At 69.7% G+C, this 21,520-nt stretch carries 21 protein-coding genes and 1 tRNA gene; 11 read left to right on the forward strand and 11 right to left on the reverse strand.

What is annotated here, in order from left to right; genetic code table 11:
- Nucleotides 1–11: 11 nt before the first annotated feature.
- The 3 genes from ACNI14_RS04090 to ACNI14_RS04100 are packed head-to-tail and all read right to left on the reverse strand — an operon-like array spanning nt 12 to nt 3,068.
- Entirely contained in the window at nt 12–1,010 is a 999-nt protein-coding gene (locus ACNI14_RS04090) for a sulfotransferase (protein ID WP_420518697.1), read from the reverse strand.
- Nucleotides 1,007–2,002: a DUF6473 family protein gene (locus ACNI14_RS04095; protein WP_420518698.1), complete on the reverse strand. Its 996-nt coding sequence runs from the start codon at nt 2,000–2,002 to the stop codon at nt 1,007–1,009. The genes ACNI14_RS04090 and ACNI14_RS04095 overlap by 4 nt, the downstream gene beginning before the upstream one ends.
- 1 nt (nt 2,003) lies before the next feature.
- Complete coding sequence (locus ACNI14_RS04100; protein WP_420518699.1) at nt 2,004–3,068, reverse strand: glycosyltransferase family protein; 1,065 nt, start codon at nt 3,066–3,068, stop codon at nt 2,004–2,006.
- A gap of 169 nt (nt 3,069–3,237) precedes the next feature.
- Between ACNI14_RS04100 and ACNI14_RS04105 the strand changes: the two genes are divergently transcribed.
- The 4 genes from ACNI14_RS04105 (at nt 3,238) to ACNI14_RS04120 (ending at nt 7,921) form a co-directional block, all read left to right on the forward strand.
- Complete coding sequence (locus tag ACNI14_RS04105; RefSeq protein ID WP_420518700.1) at nt 3,238–4,254, forward strand: glycosyltransferase family 2 protein; 1,017 nt, start codon at nt 3,238–3,240, stop codon at nt 4,252–4,254.
- Nucleotides 4,255–4,632: 378 nt separating this feature from the next.
- The gene (locus ACNI14_RS04110) at nt 4,633–5,907 is read left to right on the forward strand and encodes a quaternary amine ABC transporter ATP-binding protein (RefSeq protein WP_420518701.1); all 1,275 of its coding nucleotides are present in this window, start codon (nt 4,633–4,635) and stop codon (nt 5,905–5,907) included.
- Nucleotides 5,907–6,851 (forward strand): ABC transporter permease, encoded by a 945-nt coding sequence (locus tag ACNI14_RS04115; RefSeq protein ID WP_420518702.1) that lies wholly within the window; start codon nt 5,907–5,909, stop codon nt 6,849–6,851. The genes ACNI14_RS04110 and ACNI14_RS04115 overlap by 1 nt, the downstream gene beginning before the upstream one ends.
- 140 nt (nt 6,852–6,991) lie before the next feature.
- Nucleotides 6,992–7,921: a glycine betaine ABC transporter substrate-binding protein gene (locus ACNI14_RS04120; RefSeq protein ID WP_420518704.1), complete on the forward strand. Its 930-nt coding sequence runs from the start codon at nt 6,992–6,994 to the stop codon at nt 7,919–7,921.
- A 187-nt stretch (nt 7,922–8,108) separates the two neighbouring features.
- Here ACNI14_RS04120 and ACNI14_RS04125 read toward each other — a convergent pair whose 3' ends face one another.
- From ACNI14_RS04125 to ACNI14_RS04150, 6 genes are all read right to left on the reverse strand, one after another.
- Nucleotides 8,109–8,588 (reverse strand): acyl-CoA thioesterase, encoded by a 480-nt coding sequence (locus ACNI14_RS04125; protein WP_420518705.1) that lies wholly within the window; start codon nt 8,586–8,588, stop codon nt 8,109–8,111.
- A gap of 167 nt (nt 8,589–8,755) precedes the next feature.
- Nucleotides 8,756–10,438 (reverse strand): energy-dependent translational throttle protein EttA, encoded by a 1,683-nt coding sequence (gene ettA, locus ACNI14_RS04130; protein WP_420518706.1) that lies wholly within the window; start codon nt 10,436–10,438, stop codon nt 8,756–8,758.
- Between the two features lie 157 nt (nt 10,439–10,595).
- The gene (locus tag ACNI14_RS04135; RefSeq protein ID WP_420518707.1) at nt 10,596–11,123 is read right to left on the reverse strand and encodes a single-stranded DNA-binding protein; all 528 of its coding nucleotides are present in this window, start codon (nt 11,121–11,123) and stop codon (nt 10,596–10,598) included.
- A 172-nt stretch (nt 11,124–11,295) separates the two neighbouring features.
- Entirely contained in the window at nt 11,296–12,123 is an 828-nt protein-coding gene (gene proC / locus ACNI14_RS04140; RefSeq protein WP_420518708.1) for a pyrroline-5-carboxylate reductase, read from the reverse strand.
- Nucleotides 12,120–13,466, reverse strand: coding sequence for a GTPase (locus ACNI14_RS04145; protein WP_420518709.1), 1,347 nt, complete (start codon nt 13,464–13,466; stop codon nt 12,120–12,122). Before ACNI14_RS04145 ends, proC begins: the two co-directional genes overlap by 4 nt.
- Nucleotides 13,463–15,052: a zeta toxin family protein gene (locus tag ACNI14_RS04150; RefSeq protein WP_420518710.1), complete on the reverse strand. Its 1,590-nt coding sequence runs from the start codon at nt 15,050–15,052 to the stop codon at nt 13,463–13,465. The genes ACNI14_RS04145 and ACNI14_RS04150 overlap by 4 nt, the downstream gene beginning before the upstream one ends.
- A 188-nt stretch (nt 15,053–15,240) precedes the next feature.
- Between ACNI14_RS04150 and ACNI14_RS04155 the strand changes: the two genes are divergently transcribed.
- The 5 genes from ACNI14_RS04155 (at nt 15,241) to ACNI14_RS04175 (ending at nt 17,757) form a co-directional block, all read left to right on the forward strand.
- A tRNA-Arg gene (locus ACNI14_RS04155) sits at nt 15,241–15,313 on the forward strand.
- Between the two features lie 191 nt (nt 15,314–15,504).
- A complete protein-coding gene (locus tag ACNI14_RS04160) occupies nt 15,505–15,834 on the forward strand; it encodes a PadR family transcriptional regulator (RefSeq protein ID WP_420518711.1) in 330 nt (109 codons plus the stop codon).
- Nucleotides 15,835–15,836: 2 nt separating this feature from the next.
- Nucleotides 15,837–16,202, forward strand: coding sequence for a DUF1048 domain-containing protein (locus ACNI14_RS04165; protein ID WP_420518712.1), 366 nt, complete (start codon nt 15,837–15,839; stop codon nt 16,200–16,202).
- Nucleotides 16,199–16,999 carry an ABC transporter ATP-binding protein gene (locus tag ACNI14_RS04170; RefSeq protein WP_420518713.1) on the forward strand — a complete coding sequence of 267 codons (801 nt, stop codon included), beginning with the start codon at nt 16,199–16,201 and terminating at the stop codon, nt 16,997–16,999. Before ACNI14_RS04165 ends, ACNI14_RS04170 begins: the two co-directional genes overlap by 4 nt.
- Nucleotides 16,996–17,757, forward strand: coding sequence for an ABC transporter permease (locus tag ACNI14_RS04175; RefSeq protein WP_420518715.1), 762 nt, complete (start codon nt 16,996–16,998; stop codon nt 17,755–17,757). Before ACNI14_RS04170 ends, ACNI14_RS04175 begins: the two co-directional genes overlap by 4 nt.
- Here ACNI14_RS04175 and ACNI14_RS04180 read toward each other — a convergent pair.
- Nucleotides 17,754–19,181 (reverse strand): FAD-dependent oxidoreductase, encoded by a 1,428-nt coding sequence (locus ACNI14_RS04180; RefSeq protein WP_420518716.1) that lies wholly within the window; start codon nt 19,179–19,181, stop codon nt 17,754–17,756. The genes ACNI14_RS04175 and ACNI14_RS04180 overlap by 4 nt on opposite strands.
- Nucleotides 19,182–19,264: 83 nt before the next feature.
- On the opposite strand from ACNI14_RS04180, the gene ACNI14_RS04185 reads away from it, so the two are divergent.
- Together ACNI14_RS04185 and ACNI14_RS04190 are read left to right on the forward strand one after the other, a co-directional pair.
- A complete protein-coding gene (locus ACNI14_RS04185; protein WP_420518717.1) occupies nt 19,265–19,627 on the forward strand; it encodes an ArsR/SmtB family transcription factor in 363 nt (120 codons plus the stop codon).
- Between the two features lie 125 nt (nt 19,628–19,752).
- A complete protein-coding gene (locus ACNI14_RS04190) occupies nt 19,753–20,487 on the forward strand; it encodes a GTP pyrophosphokinase (protein ID WP_420518719.1) in 735 nt (244 codons plus the stop codon).
- Between the two features lie 13 nt (nt 20,488–20,500).
- Here the strand turns inward: ACNI14_RS04190 and ACNI14_RS04195 are convergent, their stop codons facing one another.
- Nucleotides 20,501–21,520 carry a LacI family DNA-binding transcriptional regulator gene (locus ACNI14_RS04195; RefSeq protein WP_420518720.1) on the reverse strand — a complete coding sequence of 340 codons (1,020 nt, stop codon included), beginning with the start codon at nt 21,518–21,520 and terminating at the stop codon, nt 20,501–20,503.

Here is a 21,520-nt window from a genome sequence, read left to right on the forward strand (position 1 = left end):
CCCGCGCGTCGTCAGCGTGCTGGCAGCGCGCTCGGCAGTGGTCGCGGCAGTGGTCGCGGCGGCGCCCACGCGAGTGCCGAGAGCCTGTCCCACCACGGACCGGCTTCGGCCTCGATCCGGTCCGCGTCGTGAGGGTCGAGCCGCTGCCGCCATGCGCCGGCCACCGCCCGGCTGTCGCGCTGGAGAGCGTGCTGACGATGCTGCGCGGGGTCGACCTGTCCGCCGGTGGAGTCCGCCACGACCTTGCGTTCGATCGCCGTCGTCCACTCGAGTCCCAGGTAGCCGAACAGCGCCGTGAACTGCGGGATGGGATCGCCGCAGACGTTCTCGTGCGACAGGTACAGCCAGTCCGGGTGCTCCTCGCGCAGCACCATCGCGGCCTGCGCAAAGATCGTCCACTGCAGGATGAGGGCGCCCAGGCGGTCGTCCGGATGAGCTCGGAACCTCGCGATCTCGCTCTCGAGCGGCCCGGTGAAGCGCTCGCACAGACCGGGCTGCCGCAGCAGGCTGTCGACCTCGTGCGGCCACCCCAGCTTGAGGTAGCTGCTGATCATTCCCGCCGGGTGGCGGAGCATCATCACCACGAGCGCGTCGTGCCGCGCCGCGAGCCATTCCGCGGCGAAGAAGGCCAACGGATCCTTGACGAGCGTGCGCCGCGCGCTCAGGTAGCGCATCGGCGATGTCGCGGCCTCGTGCGCCGCCAGGTGCGCGGGCAGCTCGGCCCGGAAGCCGGTTCCCAGGCGCACGGCCCTGGCGCTCGCCCGCACGCGATGGCGCAGCGCGCCCATCGCGACCAGGGCGGACACGTCGGGGATCGCGTCGGCGGGGGCGGCGGGATCCACGTAGACGTACCGCTCGGGCACGTCGAGAGGGTGTGGCGCCTCGTCGTTGAAGGGCTCGTAGAGATAGAAGACCTCGCGAGAGCTGCCCACTGTCGACCCGACCCATGTGGTGCCCGAGCGCGGGCACCCGGTGACGACGATGGGCCGGCCCGCCCCGCCCGCGGTCACGCGACCTCCCGCGGGTTCGGCCGCGACCGGGGGGCCGATGCGCGGGCCAGCATCCGGCGCAGCGGTTCCGCGAGCGCGTGGGCGGCGTCCTCGTGCATCTCGGGCGATGGGTAGTAGGCGTTCTCCGATCGCTGCTCGGCGAGGTCCTCGCGGTCACGCCCGAAGTCGACGGCGACGCGCTCGCCGGTGAATCTGCTGAACAGCGGCTGGGGCGAACCGCGACGCGTCGTGCAGTCCACGTAGCCGTCCGCGAGCGGGCGAATCGCGCTCACCATCGACCTGTTGACGAGTTGCGGGTAGTCACCGAACATCGCGTTGACGTCGTCGTAGCGCTGCCACCACCATCGCGCCCGGTCCGTGCGGTGCAGTCCGGGCCGGCGTCGAGACATCCACAGCAGCACGGTCGGCGCCGTGATGCCGTCGAACAGGACCCGGTAGCTGTCGATCCAGTTGCGCCGCGTCTGCGCGAGCACCCTCCTGACCTCGGGGGCGCCCTTGACGATCCGCACGCCCTTGCGGACTGCCCGCGGCAGCGCCGTGAGCCGCGCATCCCCTTCGGCGAGCAGAGAGGCGTAGGCGTTCGCGGCCGAGACCCGCTCCCCCGTCGCCCGATCAGTGAGCAGCTCGAGCCCGCCGCTGGCGAAGCGCGAGTTGTCCTCGCTGCGCGCGGACATCACCTGGACCACCACCAGCGCGGCGCCGTTGATGAGCGTCAGCAGCTCGGGGTGCCGCGCGAAGAACCGCGGCCCCGCACCCCCGTAGCCGAGGTTGACCACCGGCATGCCCAGCTCCTCCTCGAGCAGAGCGGGGTACGGCCGCTCGCAGAAGCACCCGAAGGTCTGCGCCGCGCCCAAGCACACCACGTACCCCCCGGGCGCGAGCGCCGCCGGCTCGGGGCCGCGAAACCACAGTTCCGAGCGCGGCTCCTGGTACAACCGGTAGTCGACGACCTCCCAGTCTCGCTCCTGATACCTCGACAAGTGATCGGTCATGTCAGATCCGCTCTTCATGGCTCGCGTCCGCAGCGACCCGACTCGCCCCGTGGGCGGGAAGTCCAAGGAACGTCCCGTACGCCTCGCGGCAGGCTGATTCGCCGAACGCGGCCACGGCCTGCGGCGTGAGATCGACCTCGCGCGTCGAGGCCCACTCGTCGACCAGCCGGCGCACCACGGGTCCTATCTCCGCATCGTCCGTGAACGACTCGATGCCAGGCACGTGCTGCTGCGCCCACGCGATGAACGGCGTCCGTCGCGCGAGGACCAGGCGCACGTGGCCCACGCCGGCGAAGAAGGCGCCGCTGACCAGGTTCGCGCCTGCGCGATGCGGGAGCAGCAGCACGTCCTGACGCCCGAGCGTGGCGAAGAACTCATCGTCGGACAGAAAGCGGTCGTCGATGGTCACCGCCCCCTCGAGGCCGCGGCGAGAGACGATCTCGCGCAGCCGCGCCATGTATGCGGGATCCCCGGTGCCCGCGATGAGCAGCGGCGCATCGGGCGGCCACGACTCAAGCACCGCATCCAGGCACTTGTAGGGACGGATCGCGCCCATCGCGGCGAACCTCGGCACGCCATGCGAGGACACGGGCGGCGAAGTGGTGGGCTCCTCGTACAGCGGGTGAGGCAGGTACGTGGCGTCGTAGAGTTCGGCGAAGCTGGGGTCGTGGACCACGCGAGAATCGGCCACGCGACGCAGCAGGCGGATGGCCCGGGTGGACAGCCACCGCCACGAGTCCTGGACGTCGTGCACGTCGTGGTCGTGGACGACGTATACCACGCGCGCACGAGCGATGACGAGCGTCGTCACGTAGGCGCAGAACTGCGCCGCACCCGTCACGCTGGGCCGGCGCTGTGCGCGCCCCTTCTTGAAGAGCCGGTTCTCGAGCCAGTGGACGAGAACCACGTTGCGAGGACTGGCGAGTCCCCAGCATCGGCCCTTGACGAGCGATCCGAGGGACAGCGGCCGGACCTCGCAGCCGAGGCCCCTCAGCAGCTCCTGCTGACGCGCGATGTACGGGTTCTCGGTATTCGAGAACGGGCTGACGAAGACGATTGGATGCACGAGCGCCTACCTCCCGGTCCCCCACTCAGGCGGTGCACACGGTGCGCGACGAACGCACCACTGTGCTCACATTAGCGAGCGCTCGCGCGGCGGGCGAGGGGAACGGCTGTCATCACGGTGCGCCCCGCATCCGTGGCGAACCGCCGCCGTGGCCCGTACATTGATCGCCATGGGGGGGAGCCTGCAGACCGACGCGCGGGAAGACACGTCCGCGCGCGCCCCCGTGGCACGAGTGGTCCGCCATCACCTGCTCGAGTTCGCGTCCGCGACGGCGCGACGCCTGTGGAAGTCGCGAGAGCTGACGGCGGTCCGCGTCCGCCCGTCCTTGGCGCGCGCCCGCCTGGTGGCGCTGCTCGTCGTCCACGACGAGGCGCCGCGGCTGCCGTACCTGCTCGAGTACTACCGCCGGGCGGGCGTCGAGCACTTCATCATCATCGACAACGAGTCGACCGACGGGCTCGTCGAGGACCTCGCGCACGAGGATGATGTGACGGTCTATGCCGCCCGCGGCTCGTACGGCCGCGCCCGCTACGGAAACGACTGGATCAATCACGTCGCGGGGCGCCACTGCAGCGGCAAGTGGGTGCTCTATGTCGACGCCGACGAGCTCCTGGTGGTCGCCGGGCCGCATCGCGACCTGACGAGCGTCTGCGACGCGCTCGAGCGGCGGGGAAGGCGTTCGCTCCACACCGTGCTGGTCGACATGTACAGCGACGGCCCGGCGTCGCGGAACACCGTCGAGCGCGGCGCCGATCCCCTCCAAACGTGCTCTCTCTACGACACCGCCGGCTACCAGGGGTTCTTCGACCCGGTATCGCTCACGACCTGGATCAAGGGCGGCGTGCGCGCACGCTTGTTCTTCGACGATGTCCACGATGGCCCCGCGCTCAACAAGACCCCGCTCGTTCGCTGGAAGCGCTGGTACGCGTTCTCGCAGTCATCGCACCGCCTGATCCCCCGTTCACTGAATCGCCAGTCCGAGCACCTCGAGGGTGCGCTGCTGCACTTCAAGTTCACGTCGATCAACGCGGTGAAGTTCCAAGACCCCGCGAACGCGGCTCGGCACACGGCCGAATATTCTGCGTACTCGGACATCGATTCGACACCGTTCGTCTCGGCATCGACGTCGCGCTATACGGGCGTCGACGACCTGGTGGCCAACAGGCTGATCAGGCCCCTAACATAGGTCCATGGTGGCGATGAGACGCCACCTTTACCTAATCGTGACGCAGTCCGCCCGGTCGCCCATCTAGCAGGGGCGATGTTGAGACGCGGCGGCGTCTGGCGGGCTCGCGGAAGCCTGCGACCTTGTGATGCCCCCCAGGGGTTGGTACCTTCGAGTAGCCGCTTCGGGGTCCGCGTCAGTCGCGACCGTGGCGCCAATGACCAGCCCAGGCCTCTTGGCTGCGCCCTTTCGAGGAGCGCGCCTTAGTGGCGAGCCATGGCGACGGCACCACGTCGAAGCCATGCGGGCCCGTGACTGCCGTCCGACGGCTGCGAGTCCCCTCGTCGCATTGAGTCCGCAATCTACTCCCGCGACATGCACGGGGAGCTGAGGTAACCAGTGAACGACAGCATCGCCTTGCGCGCTGACGGTTTGTACAAGGTGTTCGGAAAGAACGCCGACGACGCCGTGCGCCGCCTTCGCGACGGCTCATCGCGTGACGATCTCGGCGGCGCGACTGCCGCAGTGATCGACGCCTCCTTCGAGGTGAAGCGCGGCGAGATCTTCGTCGTCATGGGGCTGTCCGGCTCCGGAAAGTCCACCCTGATCCGCGCGCTCAACGGCCTCCAGCCCGCGACTGCAGGCACCGTCGAGATCGGCGGTGACTCCGTGACGGGCGCGAGCACCTCGCAGTTGCGCGACCTGCGACGTCACCGAGTCTCGATGGTGTTCCAGCACTTCGCGCTGCTTCCCCACCGCACGGTGATCGATAACGTCGCCTACGGTCTCGAGATCCAGGGCAAGTCCAAGGACGAGCGGCTCGCCCGCGCCGCCGAGATCACCAAGGTGGTCGGGCTCTCAGGCTGGGAGGAGAAGCACCCCTCGCAGCTCTCGGGCGGCATGCAGCAGCGCGTGGGCCTGGCCCGCGCCCTCGCTGCCGACACCGAGGTGCTGCTCATGGACGAGGCGTTCTCCGCTCTCGACCCGCTGATTCGCCGCGAGATGCAGGACCAGCTGCTTGAGCTCCAGGATCAACTGGAGAAGACGATCGTCTTCATCACTCACGACCTCAACGAGGCCATGTACATCGGTGATCGGATCGCAGTCATGCGCGACGGCCGCATCGTGCAGATCGGCACCCCCGAGGAGATCCTCACCAGCCCGGCGAACGAGTACGTCGAGCAGTTCGTCCAGGACGTGGACCGCACCAAGGTGCTCACCGCGGAGTCGGTCATGCGCAAGCCGCGCGCCGTCATCCACGATGGCTCTGGTCCGCACGCCGCGCTGTCCACGATGCGCGACGAGCAGATGTCCGCGGCCTACGTCATCAAGCGCGACCGCTCGCTCGTGGGCTGGGTCACCGACCGTGACGTGCTCGACCTGGTGCGCAAGGGCGAGAAGTCGCTGACGAGCGCGATTCAGACGGACCACGGTGCGATGTCGAAGGACACGGCACTGGCGGAGCTGTTCATCCCGTCTCTGGAGGCGGCACTCCCCCTCGCCGTGACGGACGACAAGGGCCGGCTCGTGGGCGTGGTTCCGCGTGTCACGCTGCTGGCCACCTTGGGCGGCGAGCCTGAAGCTGCGACGTCCGCGATCGCCCGTGTGGATCCGCTCCCCACCGAGGTGGTCGACAAGGCCCTTGACTCGTCCACGGAGAAGGGTGGCGTCTGATGGAATTCCGCATCCCCGTAGGCAACTGGATCGACGGCTTCTTCGATTGGGTAGAAGACACCTTCTCGTGGCTGTTCGAAGCCCTGCGCCAGCTGTTCATCTGGATGTTCGACGCCGTCGACTGGATCTTCGCGACGCCGGGGCCGATCATCATCGTCATCGTCATCGCGGCCCTTGGGGTGCTGGCGCGTGGCTGGAAGTTCGGCGCTGGAGCCGCGATCGGTCTGCTGTTCATCCTGAGCGTCAACCAGTGGGAGAACGCGATCGACTCGCTCGCGCTGGTCGTGGTCGCAGCGCTGCTCGCGGTCGCGATCTCGATCCCGCTGGGAATCTGGGCGGCGCGCAATGACGTCGTCTCCGCGATCCTCAAGCCCATCATGGACTTCCTGCAGACGCTGCCGGCCTTCGTCTACCTGATCCCGGCGCTCGCGCTGTTCAGGATCGGCGTCGCTCCCGGAATCTTCGCCACGCTGGTCTTCGCGCTCGCCCCCGGAGTGCGGCTCACCGAGCTCGGAATCCGCGGTGTCGACAAGGAAGTGGTCGAGGCCGGTCAGGCCTTCGGCGCGTCCCCGCGCCGCATCCTCCGCCAGATCCAGATCCCGCTCGCGATGCCGTCGATCATGGCGGGAATCAATCAGATCATCATGTTGTCACTGTCGATGGTGGTCATCGCCGGCCTTGTCGGAGCTGGTGGCCTCGGTGGCGACGTCGCCCAGGCGATCTCGGCGCTCAACGTGGGACTCGGCTTCGAAGCCGGCCTCTCCGTCGTGGTGCTCGCGATTCTGCTCGACCGCTTCACCGCATCGTTCGGTCAGCGCATGGGCCTGTACGCACGGTGGAGCAAGCGCCGCGACGACAAGCGGGCCGCCGACGAGCAGGCTCAGCTCGACGCCGCACACGAAACTGTCGGCGGACGCCGCGCCACGGGCGCCAGCGCCGCCTGACTGAACCCGCGCATCGGCGAGATGCCGACGCGAACACTAAGACCTCGCGACCGTTACCCACGGTCGCGCGCATCGGGCCGTACCAAACGGCCAGGGATGCTCACGGCGGCGGAGACACCGCACGCCGGGAAAGGATAGACATGTACAAGCGCACTTCCGCCGCTTTTGCGGTGACTGCAGCTTCGGGCCTCGTCCTCGCCGGCTGCGCGTCGGCCGACGACGACGCCACCGAGGAGTCCACTGCCGGCTCGACCGCCGCGGGCGAGACGACCGACGCACCTGAGGCCGGTGGCGAGCTCACCCTGGCCGTCTTCAACGGCTGGGACGAGTCGCTCGCGACCTCGCTGCTGTGGGAGGCCGTGCTCGAGGATGAGGGCTACGACGTCACGCTCGAGTACGCCGACCCCGCTGTCGTCTTCCAGGGCGTCGCGGACGGCGACTACGACATCGTCACCGATGTCTGGCTGCCGCTCACGCACGCGTCCTACCTCGAAGAGTTCGGCGACGACATGGAGCGTCTGGGCGCATGGTTCGACACTGCGGCACTGACCGTTGTCACCAACGCTGACGCGCCGATCGACTCGCTCGACGAGCTTGCCGACAACGCCGACGCGTTCGGCAACCGGATCGTCGGCATCGAGCCTGGTGCCGGTCTGACCGCAACCATGCAGGACGCGGCCATCCCGCAGTACGGCCTCGACGGCATGGAGTTCATCACGTCCTCCACGCCGGCCATGCTCCAGGAGCTGGAGACCGCGCTCGACAACGGCGAGAACATCATCGCCACGCTGTGGGAGCCGCACTGGGCCTACGGCGCATACGACATCAAGAACCTCGAGGACCCCGAGGGCGCCATGGGTGAGGCTGAAGAGCTCGTGACCTATGGTCGCACCGGCATCACCGAGGAGTTCCCGCAGGTCGCCGAGTGGTTCGGCAGCTTCACGATGGAAGCCGACGCGCTCTACGACCTCGAGAACCTGCTCGTTGCTGCAGACGAGGGCGACTACGAGATGGTCGTCGACGAGTGGATCGCCGACAACCAGGAGTGGGTCGACTCGCTCACCGCGTAAGTCTCACCTGCTTCACCAAAAGCGCCGGCTGCCCTTCGGGGTGGCCGGCGCTTTTGCGTTCCCCTCCCCCCTCCCCCCTCTCCGCCTTAGCGCCCTAGAGGGCACTCAGTGTCGCCGTGAGGCGATCCGTGAATCCTGCAGGGCCGTGAGTGTCGCCTGACCCCAGCCCTCCGGCCGATGCGCGGGTTCAGCGCGTGCGGAACTGCACCGGGTCCTCGAGGTGCGGCGCCCAGGCGGCGCGCTCGTCCTCCGTCAGGCGGCGCGGACGCTCCGTCTCGGCGTCGATCAGCACCAGCGTGGTCGATGCGCGTGCAAACACCTGCTGCTCCCCCATCCCCAATGGCGAGCGCACTTCGTAGCAGATCTCGATACTCGCCCCACCGAGCCGCCCGATCCACAGCTGGACGTCGAGCGGACGGCGCTCGAACGGCACCGGCGCGAGGTACTCGATCTGCAAACCGGCGATGAGCGTGATGGTGTCCGCCCCCGGCCCGCCGTCGATCACCGCAGTGGAGGCGACGTCTCCACCTTCCCCAGTCCCCGCATCGGCCCAGAACACCCGAATGCGCGCCTCCTCGAGAAGTCGCAGCATCTCGGCGTTGTTCACGTGACCGTAGGCGTCGAGGTCGGACCAGCGCAGCGAGATGGGGACGTGAATGCGACTCATGGCGCCACGGTAGCGGCTGACCGACACTGAGCGACCGCCAGGATGCGACGAGCCACAAGAACCGACACTCACCGCCCGCCACGGCGCTAAGGCGGAGAGAGGGCGGGCGGGGGTGGGGACGACGAAGCCCCCGGCACCGTTAGGCACCGGGGGCTGTCGATTCCGCTCTAGTCGCGCGTGAGCTTGCGGTAGGTGACACGGTGTGGGCGGGCCGCATCGGCGCCCAGGCGCTCGACCTTGTTCGCCTCGTACTCCTCGAAGTTGCCCTCGAACCAGTACCACTTCGAGGGGTTCTCGTCCGTGCCTTCGTACGCCAGGATGTGGGTCGCGACGCGGTCGAGGAACCACCTGTCGTGCGAGACCACCACGGCGCAGCCGGGGAACTCGAGCAGCGCGTTCTCGAGCGAGCCGAGCGTCTCGACGTCCAGGTCGTTGGTGGGCTCATCCAGGAGCAGGACGTTGCCGCCCTCCTTCAGCGTGAGCGCGAGGTTCAGGCGGTTGCGCTCGCCTCCGGAGAGGACCCCGGCGGCCTTCTGCTGGTCGGGGCCCTTGAAGCCGAACGCGCCGACGTAAGCGCGAGAAGGCATCTCGACATTGCCCACCTGGATGAAGTCGAGACCGTCGGAGACGACCTCGAACAGCGACTTGTCGGGGTCGATGCCACCGCGCGACTGGTCGACGTAGCTGACCTTGACCGTCTCGCCGATCTTGAGATCGCCGTCGTCCAACGGCTCCAAGCCGACGATGGTCTTGAACAGCGTGGTCTTTCCCACGCCGTTGGGGCCGATGACGCCCACGATGCCGTTGCGCGGCAGCGTGAACGACAGGCCGTCGATGAGCGTGCGGTCGCCGAACCCCTTCTTGAGATCCTTGGCCTCCAGCACCACGTTGCCCAGCCGCGGGCCCGGGGGAATCTGGATCTCTTCGAAATCGAGCTTCTTGGTGCGCTCGGCCTCGGCGGCCATCTCCTCGTAGCGGCTCAGGCGGGCCTTGGACTTGGTGCGCTTGCCCTTGGCATTCGAGCGGACCCACTCCAGCTCTTCCTTGAGTCGCTTGGACAGCTTCGCGTCCTTCTTGCCCTGAACCGCCAGGCGCTCCTGCTTCTTCTCGAGATACGTCGAGTAGTTGCCCTCGTACGGGTACAGGTGGCCGCGGTCGACCTCGCAGATCCACTGCGCGACGTGGTCGAGGAAGTAACGGTCGTGAGTGACGGCCAGCACTGCGCCGGCGTACTTGGCGAGGTGCTGCTCGAGCCACAGAACGGACTCGGCGTCGAGGTGGTTGGTGGGCTCGTCGAGCAGCAGCAGGTCCGGCTTCTCCAGCAGCAGCTTGCACAGCGCGACGCGGCGGCGCTCACCACCGGAGAGCACGGACACGTCGGCGTCGGGCGGCGGGCACCGAAGGGCGTCCATCGCCTGCTCGAGCTGGCTGTCGAGGTCCCACGCATCGGCATGGTCGAGCTCTTCTTGCAGCGTGCCCATCTCGGTCAGCAGCGTGTCGTAGTCCGCATCGGGGTTGGCCATCTCCTCGGAGATCTGGTTGAAGCGGTCCAGCTTGCCCTTGATCTCGGCCACGCCCTCCTCGACATTGCCGAGGACCGTCTTCTCTTCGTTCAGCGGCGGCTCCTGGAGCAGGATGCCCACCGTGTAGCCGGGGCTCAGCTTCGCCTCTCCGTTGGAGGGCTGCTCGAGTCCGGCCATGATCTTGAGGATCGTCGACTTACCAGCACCATTGGGGCCGACCATGCCGATCTTCGCGCCCGGGTAGAACGACATCGTCACGTCATCGAGGATGACCTTGTCGCCGTGCGCCTTGCGCGTCTTGTACATCGTGTAGATGAACTCTGCCACTGCTACTCCGTGAGGTTGTGGGGCGGCGCTGAAGCGCCTGCTGACATACCGCTCCCAGCCTACGCGGTATGGGCCTGGGGTCTCACGGAGTTCGGCACCCCATCAGCGGGACGTGCCCCGCGCGCCGGCGAGGGGTGCCGACGCGCGGGGCGGCCCGTCACACCAGCGCGGCGGGCCTGTCGTCGAGCTCGTCCGCCTCGTCCGGGTCCTCCGCAGCGCCGGCGTCCGGCTCGCGCAGCTCCTCGGACTCGTCCAGACCCTCGACATCCTCCGCGTCGTCCGCGGCACCCTCCGCCTGCTCCCCCTCACCGCCCACGACCGTGGCACGGTGGAAGGACGCGATCCCCTTCGTGAGGTCGTGCCCCACGCACGTGGCGTCGAGCTGCAGGCCCCAGTGGGCCACGTCCTGCGCATCCGTCCACTCATTGGTGCGCAGCCGCCCCTCGACGATCACCGGCTGTCCGGTCCGGACGGACTCGGCGACGAGCTTCGCCGCGTCGCGGAACACGCGCACCGTGAACCACTCGGTCTGCGCATCGGTCCAGGCGTTGGCGCTGCGGTCGAAGTACCGGGACGTCTGCGCGAGACGGAAGGTGCACATCGGTGTGCCCTCGCCGTCTCGTGTCACGACGTATCGCGGGTCGGTGGCGACCCATCCGGTCACCGTCATCGTCAGGTCTCTCATGCTGCCTCCTCGACTCGTGCCGCCGTCTGCGGCTGAGCCCAGGCTCACGCCCGTCGACGAGGGCGCGCATCCGCACACCGACCGTTCGGTGCAGAACGCACGCGCACACCGGCCTGGGGACGGACGGCCATCCGACCACGCGGGCCCAGAGGCGCGCCGCCGAGCAGGCCGCTCAGCCCCGGCCCAGCTCCCCCGCGCGAGCCGTCGCGGCGCGCACCCCGGCGGCAAGCGCATCGTCCAGGCCGTGCGCCGAGAAGGCCGCGAGCGCCGCGGCGGTGGATCCGCCGGGGCTGGTGACCTCGTCGCGCAGATCCCCGGAGTGGCGCCCCGTCGCCTCGAGGTACGCCACCGCGCCGCCGATCATCGCGGGCACCATGCGCGCGGCCTGATCCGCCGGCAGCCCCTGCTCGACGGCCGCGGCGGACAGCGCCTCGACCACCGCGTACACGTACGCGGGCCCGGACCCGATCACGGCGGAGAACGCGTCGATCAGCCCCTCGTCCATCTCTTCGACCACGCCCGTCGGAGCGAACAGGTCGCGCAGCCTCGCGGAGGTACCGTCCGGGGCCCCGGGCGCCACGGCGAAGGCGGTCACGCCCCGCCCGATGGCCACCGGCGTGTTGGGCATCCCCCGCACCACCGCGACGCGAGCAGGCAGTGCCGCCGCAAGGTCCGCCAACCGAACCCCGCCCGCGACGGACACGACGAGCGCCCCCGGCGCGACCGCATCGGCGATATCGCGGGCGAGCGCCACGATCGCGTGCGGCTTCACCCCCAGGATCACCACGTCCGCGCCGGCGACGGCGTCCGCGTTCGCGGTGGCGTGGTCGGAGACGGCGGCGTGCGACACATGAGGGATGGCCATGGCCCACGAAGGCCGCGACGAGCCCGTCGTGAGCCTCAGCTGCGCGGCGGGCTCCGCCGCGGCCCACCGACGGGCCAGCGCGCCCGCCATGTTTCCCGCGCCCAGCACCGCGATCACCCGGGCGGCGTTACTCACGCGTGGCTCTCCTGATCCAGTTCGGTGAGCTCATCGAGGGCCCGATAGGCCTGGTGAATCGTCTCGGTCGGCTCGAGCACCGCGGGCAGCACCTCGCGGCGCACCGCGTCGCGGCCCGTCTCGAGCGTGCGCTTGCGCGCGGCCGATGCGGCAGCCGGCTTTCCGAACACCGCACGCCAGCCGTGCACCGGTTCGACCGCCGGCCACTGCGCGTCCGTGAGCGCCTCCTCGATGCGGCGCGCCAGGTCCTCCGCGTCCTCGACGGCCTCGGACACGACCTGCCTCCACGCGGCCGGCAGACCGTCCGTCGCCGCGTCGATCCAGTCCAGCCGTTCGCGCTCGACGGTGTGCACGGGGGCGCGCCATTCGGACACCAGCTCGCCGTGAGCGCCCCGCGCCCGCGCCGCTGCCGCATCGGCCCTCGCATCGACGCCCGCCGCGCGCGCCAGCGCCTCCACCAGCTCGTCGACGTCGGGCAGCTGCGGCTCGGCATCCTTCGCGAGCGCTCCCGCCAGCGCGCGGCCCGCGCTCACGAGATCCGAACGCACAGCCTCCGCGGCCACGGTGCGCGCCGACACGGCGCCCGCCAGTTCGGCGCGCAGGATGTCGAGGCCCTGCCCCGTGCGAGCGGACACGGGCATCACCGGCACCTGAGTCATCCCGTCGACCGCGAGCAGGCGCTGCAGGTCCCGCGCGACCGCCCACGCGTCCTCGGTCGACAGCCTGTCCACGTGGTTGAGCACCACCAGCGACGGCCGGTCACGCTCGGAGGCCGCCCGCAGGTAGAACTGGTGAAGCGCGTGGTCGGCGTACTTCTGCGGGTCGACGACCCACAGCAGCAGGTCCGCCATCGGCACGACCCGGTCCACGATCGCGCGATTCGCGGCGTTGATCGAGTCGTGGTCGGGCAGGTCGAGCAGCACCATCCCCGACAGCGTCACCTCGTCGTCCGAGTCGAGCTGGTCGATCTCTCGCCGCAGCCGACGGTCGGGGGCGACCTCGAGCCAGTCCAGCAGGGCATTCGCCGAGTCGCCCCACACCGCTGCGCTCACGTGAGACGTCGTGGGGCGGGCCACTCCCGGCACCGCGAACTCCCAGCCCACGATCGAGTTGAAGAGGCTGGACTTCCCGGATCCGGTGCCGCCCGCGAGCGCGACCACCGTGTGGTCCACCCCCATCGCGAGCCGCTGATCGCAGCGCTCGATGGTCGCGTGGACCGCTTCGCGCACCGAGCGCGGGATCGCCTCGGAGGCCCACTCCATCGACGACCTCAGCCGCGCCACGCGCTCGAGGAGGACCGTGGTCTCGGACGGGGCCTCGACGTGCTCGAACTGGACGCTCACATCAGTCCCCTGAGCTCGGCGCGGCGCAGGCGCACCGCGGAGGACGCCTCCGGCAGCAGCGACGTCACGTCGGTGGGGCGCATCATGTCCAGCGCCTCGCGGTTGATGCAGTACCGGCGGGCGCCCGTGAGCTCGGCGCGCGCGAGGTGCAGCGCGTCGCTGAGGCTGGGCGTCACGAGCACGCCCAGCAGCATGCGGGCGGGCTCGACGCCCAAGGCGGCCGATGCGAGGGTCACCGCCAGCCCGTCCTCGCCGATGACCTCGGCGCCACGCGAGGCGCCGGGCAGGCGCGTCACCTGTTCGCGGACCTTGGCGAGCCACGCCCGGGTGGCGTCGGCCGCGCGGCGCTCGCGCCTGACACGAGAGTCGCGCGGATCGCGCTGCTGCGCGAGCCACCGTCCGGGCGACTCCTCGCCGTGGGACAGCGCCTCGACCATCCGCTCCGACGCGGAGTCCGCGGCGCGGGCGAGGGTGGCCTCGACGGCCTCGATGACCTCGAGCTCGATGACGCGCAGCGCCTCGTCGCGCTGCTCCCGCGCGCTGCGGCGCTTGACCCAGGCGCTGTTGCGCAGCTTGTGCAGCGGACCGCCCTCGTCGCACGCCGTCTCCCAGCGCGCCTCGAGCGATCCGGTGGGGATGGCCTCGTACCAGGCGTCCCCACCCGCGGCCTCGGCGCGGGCCGCGCACCGGCGCACCTCGGATCGCACCTCCTTGGCCGCGGCGGCTTGGTCGTCCATGCGCTCGGCGAGGGTCTCGAGCCACTCCTTGAGCGACTCGGTGGCGCCGTGCATGGTGCGCTCCACGATGGCCGACGCGGAGGCGGCGGCCACGCCCTCGAGCCACCGGCCCAGCCCGCCCACGACGTCCTTGGGCAGTCGCGCGCCGCCCTCGGTGTCCTCGGGGATGACGAACAGCGGCAGCGACTCGAGCGACTCGTTCGCGAGCCTGTCCACGAGCTCACGGCGCACCTGCGCGGCGACGTCGACGGTCACGCGGTTGAGCACCATCGCGATCGACGCGCCCCGCTCGGCGCCGCGGCGCAGCGCCTCCCACGGGACGGCGTCGCCGTAGCGGGCCGCGGTGGTGACGAAGATCCACAGGTCCGCGGCCTCGAGCAGCTGCTCCGCGACGTCGCGGTTCTCGCCGCGCACCGAGTCCAGGTCGGGAGAGTCGATGAGCGCCAGCCCGCGCGGCACCGCCTCCGTGGAGATCACCTTGGCCTCGTGGGCGATCGAGCTCAGCACGTCGGCGTCGAGGGGGTGGTGGAACACGTGCGGCACCTTGGTGGTCGGCCGCAGCACCCCGGATGCGGTCAGCTGCTCGTCGAGCAGCGCATTCACCACGGTGGACTTCCCCGCTCCTGTCGAGCCCGCGACCACGACGATGGCGGGCGAGGCCTCCTCGCGCACGCGCGGGATCAGGTGGTGGTCGAGCTGATCGAGCATGTGTGCGCGCAGCTCGCGCGTGCTCTCGGCGTCACCCAGCGGGATCGGCAGTTCGAGCCCTGCGACAACGTTTCGCGTATCCACCAGAGCGTCGAGGAGCGCGCCGGGATGCGACCATGTCTTGATTGGCCGGATCGTCATGCCGGTACGGTCCCTCCTCCTTGCGCAGGCGTGCCGCAAGCGCATGGATCAGGCTACCGTGCCAGCGTCCCGACCCCCGCATCGTCGGCCCTGGTTGCACCCCGCTGCGCGGGCTTCGCGGGCCGATGCGCGGGCCGGGTTGCCGCCGGGACGCGCGCGAGTGCCATTACGCTGGGTAACCGCGCCCCGCCCCCGTAGCTCAATGGATAGAGCAACGGCCTTCTAATCCGTAGGTTGCAGGTTCGAGTCCTGCCGGGGGCACTCGTCCCTGCCCCGCCCACCCCTCCTGTCCGGCACTCATGGACCCCTGTGACGCGCATCGGCCCCCTGTCCGGCACTCATGGACGTCTACCGCTCCACAGGACCCGCGCACATCCCCCCCTTGCGCACCCGCTATTCAGCGTTACTATGTACTGGTAGTAAGTAACGCTGAGTAGCAACGAGAGGCGGCCATGGGCAAGCAGATGACGGAGATGCTCAAGGGCACGCTCGAGGGAATCGTGCTCGCGATTCTGGCCGTGAACTCGGCCTACGGATACGAGATCACCGCCCGCCTGCGTGAGCAGGGCTTCACCGACATCGCCGAGGGCACCGTGTACGCCCTGCTGGTCAGGGTCGAGCAGCGCGGCCTCGTCGACGTCGACAAGGTGCCCTCGGAGAAGGGCCCGCCGCGCAAGGTGTACTCGCTCAACGCTCGAGGCGCCGAGTACCTCGAGGACTTCTGGAGGACGTGGAGCTTCCTCTCGGACCGGCTCGCACAGCTCCACAACGAAGGGAAGTGATCATGGCCGCACGATGGATTGAGAAGGTCACCGGGGATCTCGGCGACAAGAAGCGGTACCGCGAGTACCGACAGCGCGTCAAGCAGCTGCCCGCCGGGTATCGACACACGGCTCTCGCACTCGAGAGATACCTCATGAACATCGGCCCCACGGGGGACGGCAAGAGCCTGGTGACGATGCTGCATGACCTCGCGGACCTGCTCGAGATGAGCGCGGATGCGGGCACTCCCATCCGCGACGTCGTGGGCGCGGACCCGGTCGACTTCGTCGAGACGTTCATGGAGAACTACGGCGGGGGGGGCTGGATTCGCAAGGAGCGGGAGCGGCTCGCGGCGGCGATCGAGCAGGCCGAGAGCGAGGAGCCGTGAGCGCCGCGCCGGCCCCGGTGAATGCTCCCCCGGCGATCCACCTGCGGGGAGTGGAGAAGTCCTACGGCAAGCTTGCCGTGCTGCGCGGCGTCGACCTCGACGTGGCGGGCGGGAGCATCGTCGCCTTGCTCGGCTCGAACGGGGCGGGCAAGACCACCCTCGTGCGCATCGTCTCCACCCTGCTGACGGCCGATGCGGGCACAGCCACCGTGCACGGGTTCGACGTCTCGTCGCAGCCGGGCGGCGTGCGCGAGTCGATCAGCCTCACCGGCCAGTTCGCGGCGGTGGACGAGATTCTCACCGGGCGCGAGAACCTGGTGATGATCGCGCGGCTGCGTCACCTGGACGGCCCCGGCACGGTCGCCGATGGCCTGCTCGAGCGGTTCTCGCTCACGGACGCGGGCTCCAGGGCGGTGTCGACGTACTCCGGAGGGATGCGACGCCGGCTCGACCTCGCCATGAGCCTCGTCGGCGACCCGCCGGTGATCGTATTGGACGAGCCGACCACGGGCCTCGACCCGCACGCCCGGATCGAGGTGTGGGAGGCCATCGAGGCCCTCGCGAAGCGGGGCACGACGGTGCTGCTCACCACGCAGCACCTCGAGGAGGCCGAGCGGCTCGCGGACCGCATCGCCATCCTCCATCACGGCCGCATCGTGGTCGACGGCACTCTCGCCGAGGTCAAGCGGCTGCTGCCGGCCGCGACCGTGGAATACGTCGAGAAGCAGCCCACTCTCGAAGAGGTATTCCTCGCCATCGTCGGCGACACCGGCCCGTCCCAGAGGGAGCAGCCATGAACCGCCACTTGCTCGCCGACACCGGCGTGCTGCTGGGGCGCTCGCTGCGCCACGTGTGGCGCAGCCCGGACACCATCATCACGACGGCGCTGATGCCCATCGCCTTCCTGCTGCTCTTCGTCTACGTGTTCGGCGGCGCGATCGACGCCGGCACGGAACCGTACGTCGACTACTTGCTTCCCGGCGTGATGGTCGTAACCATCGCCACGGGCATCAGCTACACGGCGTTCCGGCTGTTCATGGACATGAGCAACGGCATCGTGGAGCGGTTCCGGTCCATGCCCATCGCGCGGTCGTCCGTGCTGTGGGCGCACGTGCTGACCTCGGTGGTCTCGACCGCTATCTCTCTCGCGGTCGTGGTCGGCGTGGCCGTGGGGCTGGGCTTTCGCTCCACCGCAGGGCTCGCTGCCTGGCTGGCCGTCGCCGGTTTGCTCGTGCTTCTCACCCTCGCGCTGACGTGGCTCGCGGTCATCCCCGGACTGACCGCGAGCACCGTCGACGGCGCGAGCGCTTTCGCCTATCCCCTGATCTTCCTGCCGTTCCTGAGTTCCGCGTTCGTGCCCACGGAGACGATGCCGGGACCCGTTCGCGCGTTCGCGGAGCACCAGCCCGTGACCGCGATCGTCGACGCCGTGCGCGCGCTGCTCGACGAGCAGCCGCTCGGCATGGACCTCGCCGTCGCTCTGGCCTGGTGCGGGGGGTTGCTCGCAATCGCGATCGTGGCGGCCACGGCCACGTACCGTCGACGGTTCGCCTAGCTGCAGCACGCGTCCTGCGACGCGGTCACCTCACGCACCTGAAGAAGGGTGGCTGCGGCCGGAATCGCGACCGGTGCGTCCTGGCCCTCTCCGCTGCGACCGTGCGCCATTCCGGTGGCAAATCCGGACGTCAGCGCAGGCTGGCTGGCGCCCGGCGTCGAGCAGCACACGCCTGTCTCGGGCAGCGCGAGCTCGACGCGGCCCGCCGCCTCGTGGTCGCCCGCGATCGCCGCCACCACGGAACGGACCTGCTCGTACCCCGTGGCCAGCAGGAAGGTGGGCGCGCGCCCGTAGCTCTTCATCCCGACCACATAGAAATCCTTCTCCGGGTGAGCCAGCACGTCGGCGCCGTGCGGCTCGACCGTGCCGCAACTGTGGAAGTTCGGGTCGATGAGAGGCGCGAGGCGGGAGGGCGACTCGGTCGTCGAATCCAGGTCGAGCTGGAGCTCACGAGTCATGTCGAGATCCGGCCGGAAGCCGGTGGCCGCCGCGACCGCATCGACCGTCACGGTCTGGTCGCCCTCCGGCCCGGTCGCCGTCACCGCGACGCGGCCGCCGGGGGCGGTCGTGAGAGACGCGACTTCGAAGCGGCGAAGCAGCCTGATGTCGCCGGCCTCGACCGCCGACTCGAGCCGCGTGCCGAGAGCGCCGCGCTCGGGGAGCTCGTCGGCCGCTCCCGCGCCGTACAGACGCTGGGGCGAGTCCCCTCGTATCGCCCAGACGATCTCGGTTCCAGGAGCCTCGTGAGCGAGGTCCACGAGCGCGAGCAGGGTGTTCGCCGCGGAGTGTCCGAGCCCCACCACCAGCGTGCGCTTGCCTGCGAAACGAGCGCGGTCCTCGCCCAGCACGTCCGGCAACCCGCCGACCAGCCACTCGGAGGCCTCGCTCTCGCCGGCGGCAGGGATGCCCATCGCGCCCAGCGGGCTTGGCGTGTGCCAGGTGCCTGAGGCGTCGATGACCGCCCGAGCGAACACGTCCTCGACACCGACAGCCGTCTGCACCCGCACCACGAACGGGTGCTGCTCGCGCCCGATCGAGCGGGTCTTGTCGATGCCGGCCCGCGAGACGCTGAGCACCCGCGCTCCGTAGCGGATGCGTCCCGCGAGCTCGGGCACCTCGGACAGCGGCTGCAGATAGCGCTCCACCAGGTCACCGCCGGTGGGCACCTCGTCGCCCGCGGGCTCGTCCCATCCGTGACGCGCGAGCAGTCGCCGGGCGGCGGCATCCGTGTCGAATCGCCACGGAGAGAACAGGGAGATGTGCGCCCATTCGCGCACCGAGGACCCTGCGTGCCGTCCCGACTCGAGCACGATCGGGTCGAGGCCGCGCTCGATCGCGTGAGCGGCTGCCGCGAGCCCCACAGGCCCGGCGCCGATGATCACCACAGGCAGGCCCTGCGCGGTGGTCGAGTCCAGTGCTGTCATCTCTTCTTCTCCTTTGTGAGCAACTGAGTTATTAATAACAGCATCCGCTGTTGATAGCAAGAGGAGCATGGCATACTGGGGCGATGGACACGATGATCGGGGTAGCGCTCCAGCAGGATTCCGGAACCGAGCAGCTGGTCGAGCGCGCCCGCGCGCTGGCCCCGGTGCTGCGCGCCCTCGGCGATCCCACGCGACTGCAGTTGGCGCTGCTGCTCGCCGACGAGCCGCATACGGTCCGCGAACTCACGGATGCGACCGGGCTCAGCCAGACGCTGGTGAGCCATCACCTCGCCCCGCTGCGGGAGCACGGGCTCGTGACCGTCACGCCGCGCGGGCGGTCGAACGTCTACACGTTGTGCTGCGAGTCCGTCGCGGCGCCGGTGCAGCTGCTCGCCACCCTGGCGGCGAGCACCCCCGAGGGGGAGGCCGCGTGCTGCGCCCGGTGACGGGTCTGCCACGGTGAGGATGGAGACCCTCGCCACGCGCTCGACGCTGGGACGTTGCCGGCCCGCCGCACGTTGACCGAACAGCTCCCCGACAATCCCACGTCCCCAGACTGGAGGCAGGACCCGTGCACGGTGCCGGAGACGTCGATTCAGGCGAGGGCGCGGACAGCGCGCTGAACACCACGCCCCAGGCGCGCGAGGACCTCGCGCACCTGCGCGACCTCTATCAGTTCGGCATCGACGAGGTGCTCACCAAGGTCGACATCCTGCGACGCGAGTTCGAGCGCAGTCACGACTACAGCCCCATCGAGCACGTGCGCTCGCGCCTCAAGAGCGTCGACAGCATCATCGCCAAGGCCGAGAGGCTCGGCTGCGAACCCACCGTCGATGAGGTGCGGGCGACCCTCGCGGACATCGCGGGCATCCGCATCACGGCGACGTTCGTCTCGGACCTGTACTGGGTCGCGGACATGCTCGCCCACCAACCGGACCTGACCGTGGTGACCATCAAGGACTACGTCGCACGGCCCAAGCCCAACGGCTACCGATCGCTCCACCTGATCGTGCAGGTCCCCGTGTTCCTGTCCGCCACGACGGAGCACATCACCGTCGAGCTGCAGATCCGCACCATGGCGATGGACTTCTGGGCGAGCATCGAGCACAAGCTCTTCTACAAGTACCGCGACGACATGCCTCAGGCGCTCGCCGACGAACTCGCGGATGCGGCGCGCCTGGCCGCGACCCTCGACGAGCGCATGGGCACGCTCCGGGACGAGGTGCGGCCGATGCCGGTGCAGCTGAGCGAGGACGCGACACTGAGTGCCGGACACGGGGCGAACACGGCGCCAAGGCGACCATGAGTGCCGGACAGGGTCAGTCGTGCGTGAGTTCGCGGGTCGACTCGCGCACCAGCAGCGTCGTCGGCAGCGGTGTGTCCGAGGACTGGTCAGTGCCCTCTTCCAACGCGACCAGCACCTTCTGCATCATCATCTGACCCAGCGACGCGAAGTCCTGGCGCACGGTGGTGAGCGGCGGGTCGAGGTACGCCGCCTCGGGAATGTCATCGAACCCCACGATGCTCACGTCGTCCGGCACGAGCAGGCCGCGGCGACGCAGTGCCGACATGAGCCCGATCGCCATCTGGTCGTTCCCCACGAACACAGATGAGCCGCTGGTCACGTCCAGGTCGGCGCCGATCACGAAGCCCGACTCCGCCGTCCAGTCCCCGTGGGGAACCTCCCCCGCCTCGAGACGGCGGGCAGCCAGCTCGTCGCGCCAACCGCGCACGCGCTCGATCGCGTCCGTCGACTGCTCCGGCCCGGCAAGGTGCAGGATCCGGGAGTGCCCCAGTTCGGCCAGGTGGCGGACGGCAGCCCTGGCGCCGCGGTACTGGTCGATGGAGACGAACTGCGGACCGCGTCGCGCCGCAGACGCCGCGACGACGAGCGGCACACCGATGTCGAGAGCGCGCACCATCTCGAGCACCTCGGCGTCGTTGACGACCGCCACCACCGCGTCGACCCGCTGGCGCAGCAGCGCCTCCACCGCCCTCTTGGCGGTCTCGGGGTCGCGCTCACCCGTCGACACGGTGTCGACGCTGTAGCGAGCGTCGCGAGCTGCCCTGTTGAAGTGCATCGCGATCGAGCTGGGGCCGTAGTCGACCGAGCCCGAGGTGATGAGGCCGATGGTGCGCGTACGCCGGGTCACGAGCGCCCGCGCGGCAGGCGAGGGGCTGTACCGCAGCTGCTTCATCGCCTGCTCGACGCGCTCTTTGGTGGCGGGGCGGACATTCGGCAGCCCATTGATCACACGCGACACCGTCTGATGGGACACGCCAGCGAGACGGGCGACATCGAAGATGTTCGCCGCGCGGGCCGGTTTCTCTTGCGCCAC

It is taken from the genome of Demequina pilifera (assembly GCF_048814985.1).
Classification (GTDB): Bacteria; Actinomycetota; Actinomycetes; order Actinomycetales; family Demequinaceae; genus Demequina.

Coding starts and splice junctions, on each gene's coding strand:
- ACNI14_RS04095 (WP_420518698.1), bottom strand. CDS start 2,002: ATGACCGATCACTTGTCGAGGTATCAGGAGCGAGACTGGGAGGTCGTC.
- ACNI14_RS04105 (WP_420518700.1), top strand. CDS start 3,238: ATGGGGGGGAGCCTGCAGACCGACGCGCGGGAAGACACGTCCGCGCGC.
- ACNI14_RS04115 (WP_420518702.1), top strand. CDS start 5,907: ATGGAATTCCGCATCCCCGTAGGCAACTGGATCGACGGCTTCTTCGAT.
- ACNI14_RS04120 (WP_420518704.1), top strand. CDS start 6,992: ATGTACAAGCGCACTTCCGCCGCTTTTGCGGTGACTGCAGCTTCGGGC.
- ACNI14_RS04125 (WP_420518705.1), bottom strand. CDS start 8,588: ATGAGTCGCATTCACGTCCCCATCTCGCTGCGCTGGTCCGACCTCGAC.
- ACNI14_RS04135 (WP_420518707.1), bottom strand. CDS start 11,123: ATGAGAGACCTGACGATGACGGTGACCGGATGGGTCGCCACCGACCCG.
- ACNI14_RS04150 (WP_420518710.1), bottom strand. CDS start 15,052: ATGACGATCCGGCCAATCAAGACATGGTCGCATCCCGGCGCGCTCCTC.
- ACNI14_RS04160 (WP_420518711.1), top strand. CDS start 15,505: ATGGGCAAGCAGATGACGGAGATGCTCAAGGGCACGCTCGAGGGAATC.
- ACNI14_RS04165 (WP_420518712.1), top strand. CDS start 15,837: ATGGCCGCACGATGGATTGAGAAGGTCACCGGGGATCTCGGCGACAAG.
- ACNI14_RS04175 (WP_420518715.1), top strand. CDS start 16,996: ATGAACCGCCACTTGCTCGCCGACACCGGCGTGCTGCTGGGGCGCTCG.
- ACNI14_RS04180 (WP_420518716.1), bottom strand. CDS start 19,181: ATGACAGCACTGGACTCGACCACCGCGCAGGGCCTGCCTGTGGTGATC.
- ACNI14_RS04185 (WP_420518717.1), top strand. CDS start 19,265: ATGGACACGATGATCGGGGTAGCGCTCCAGCAGGATTCCGGAACCGAG.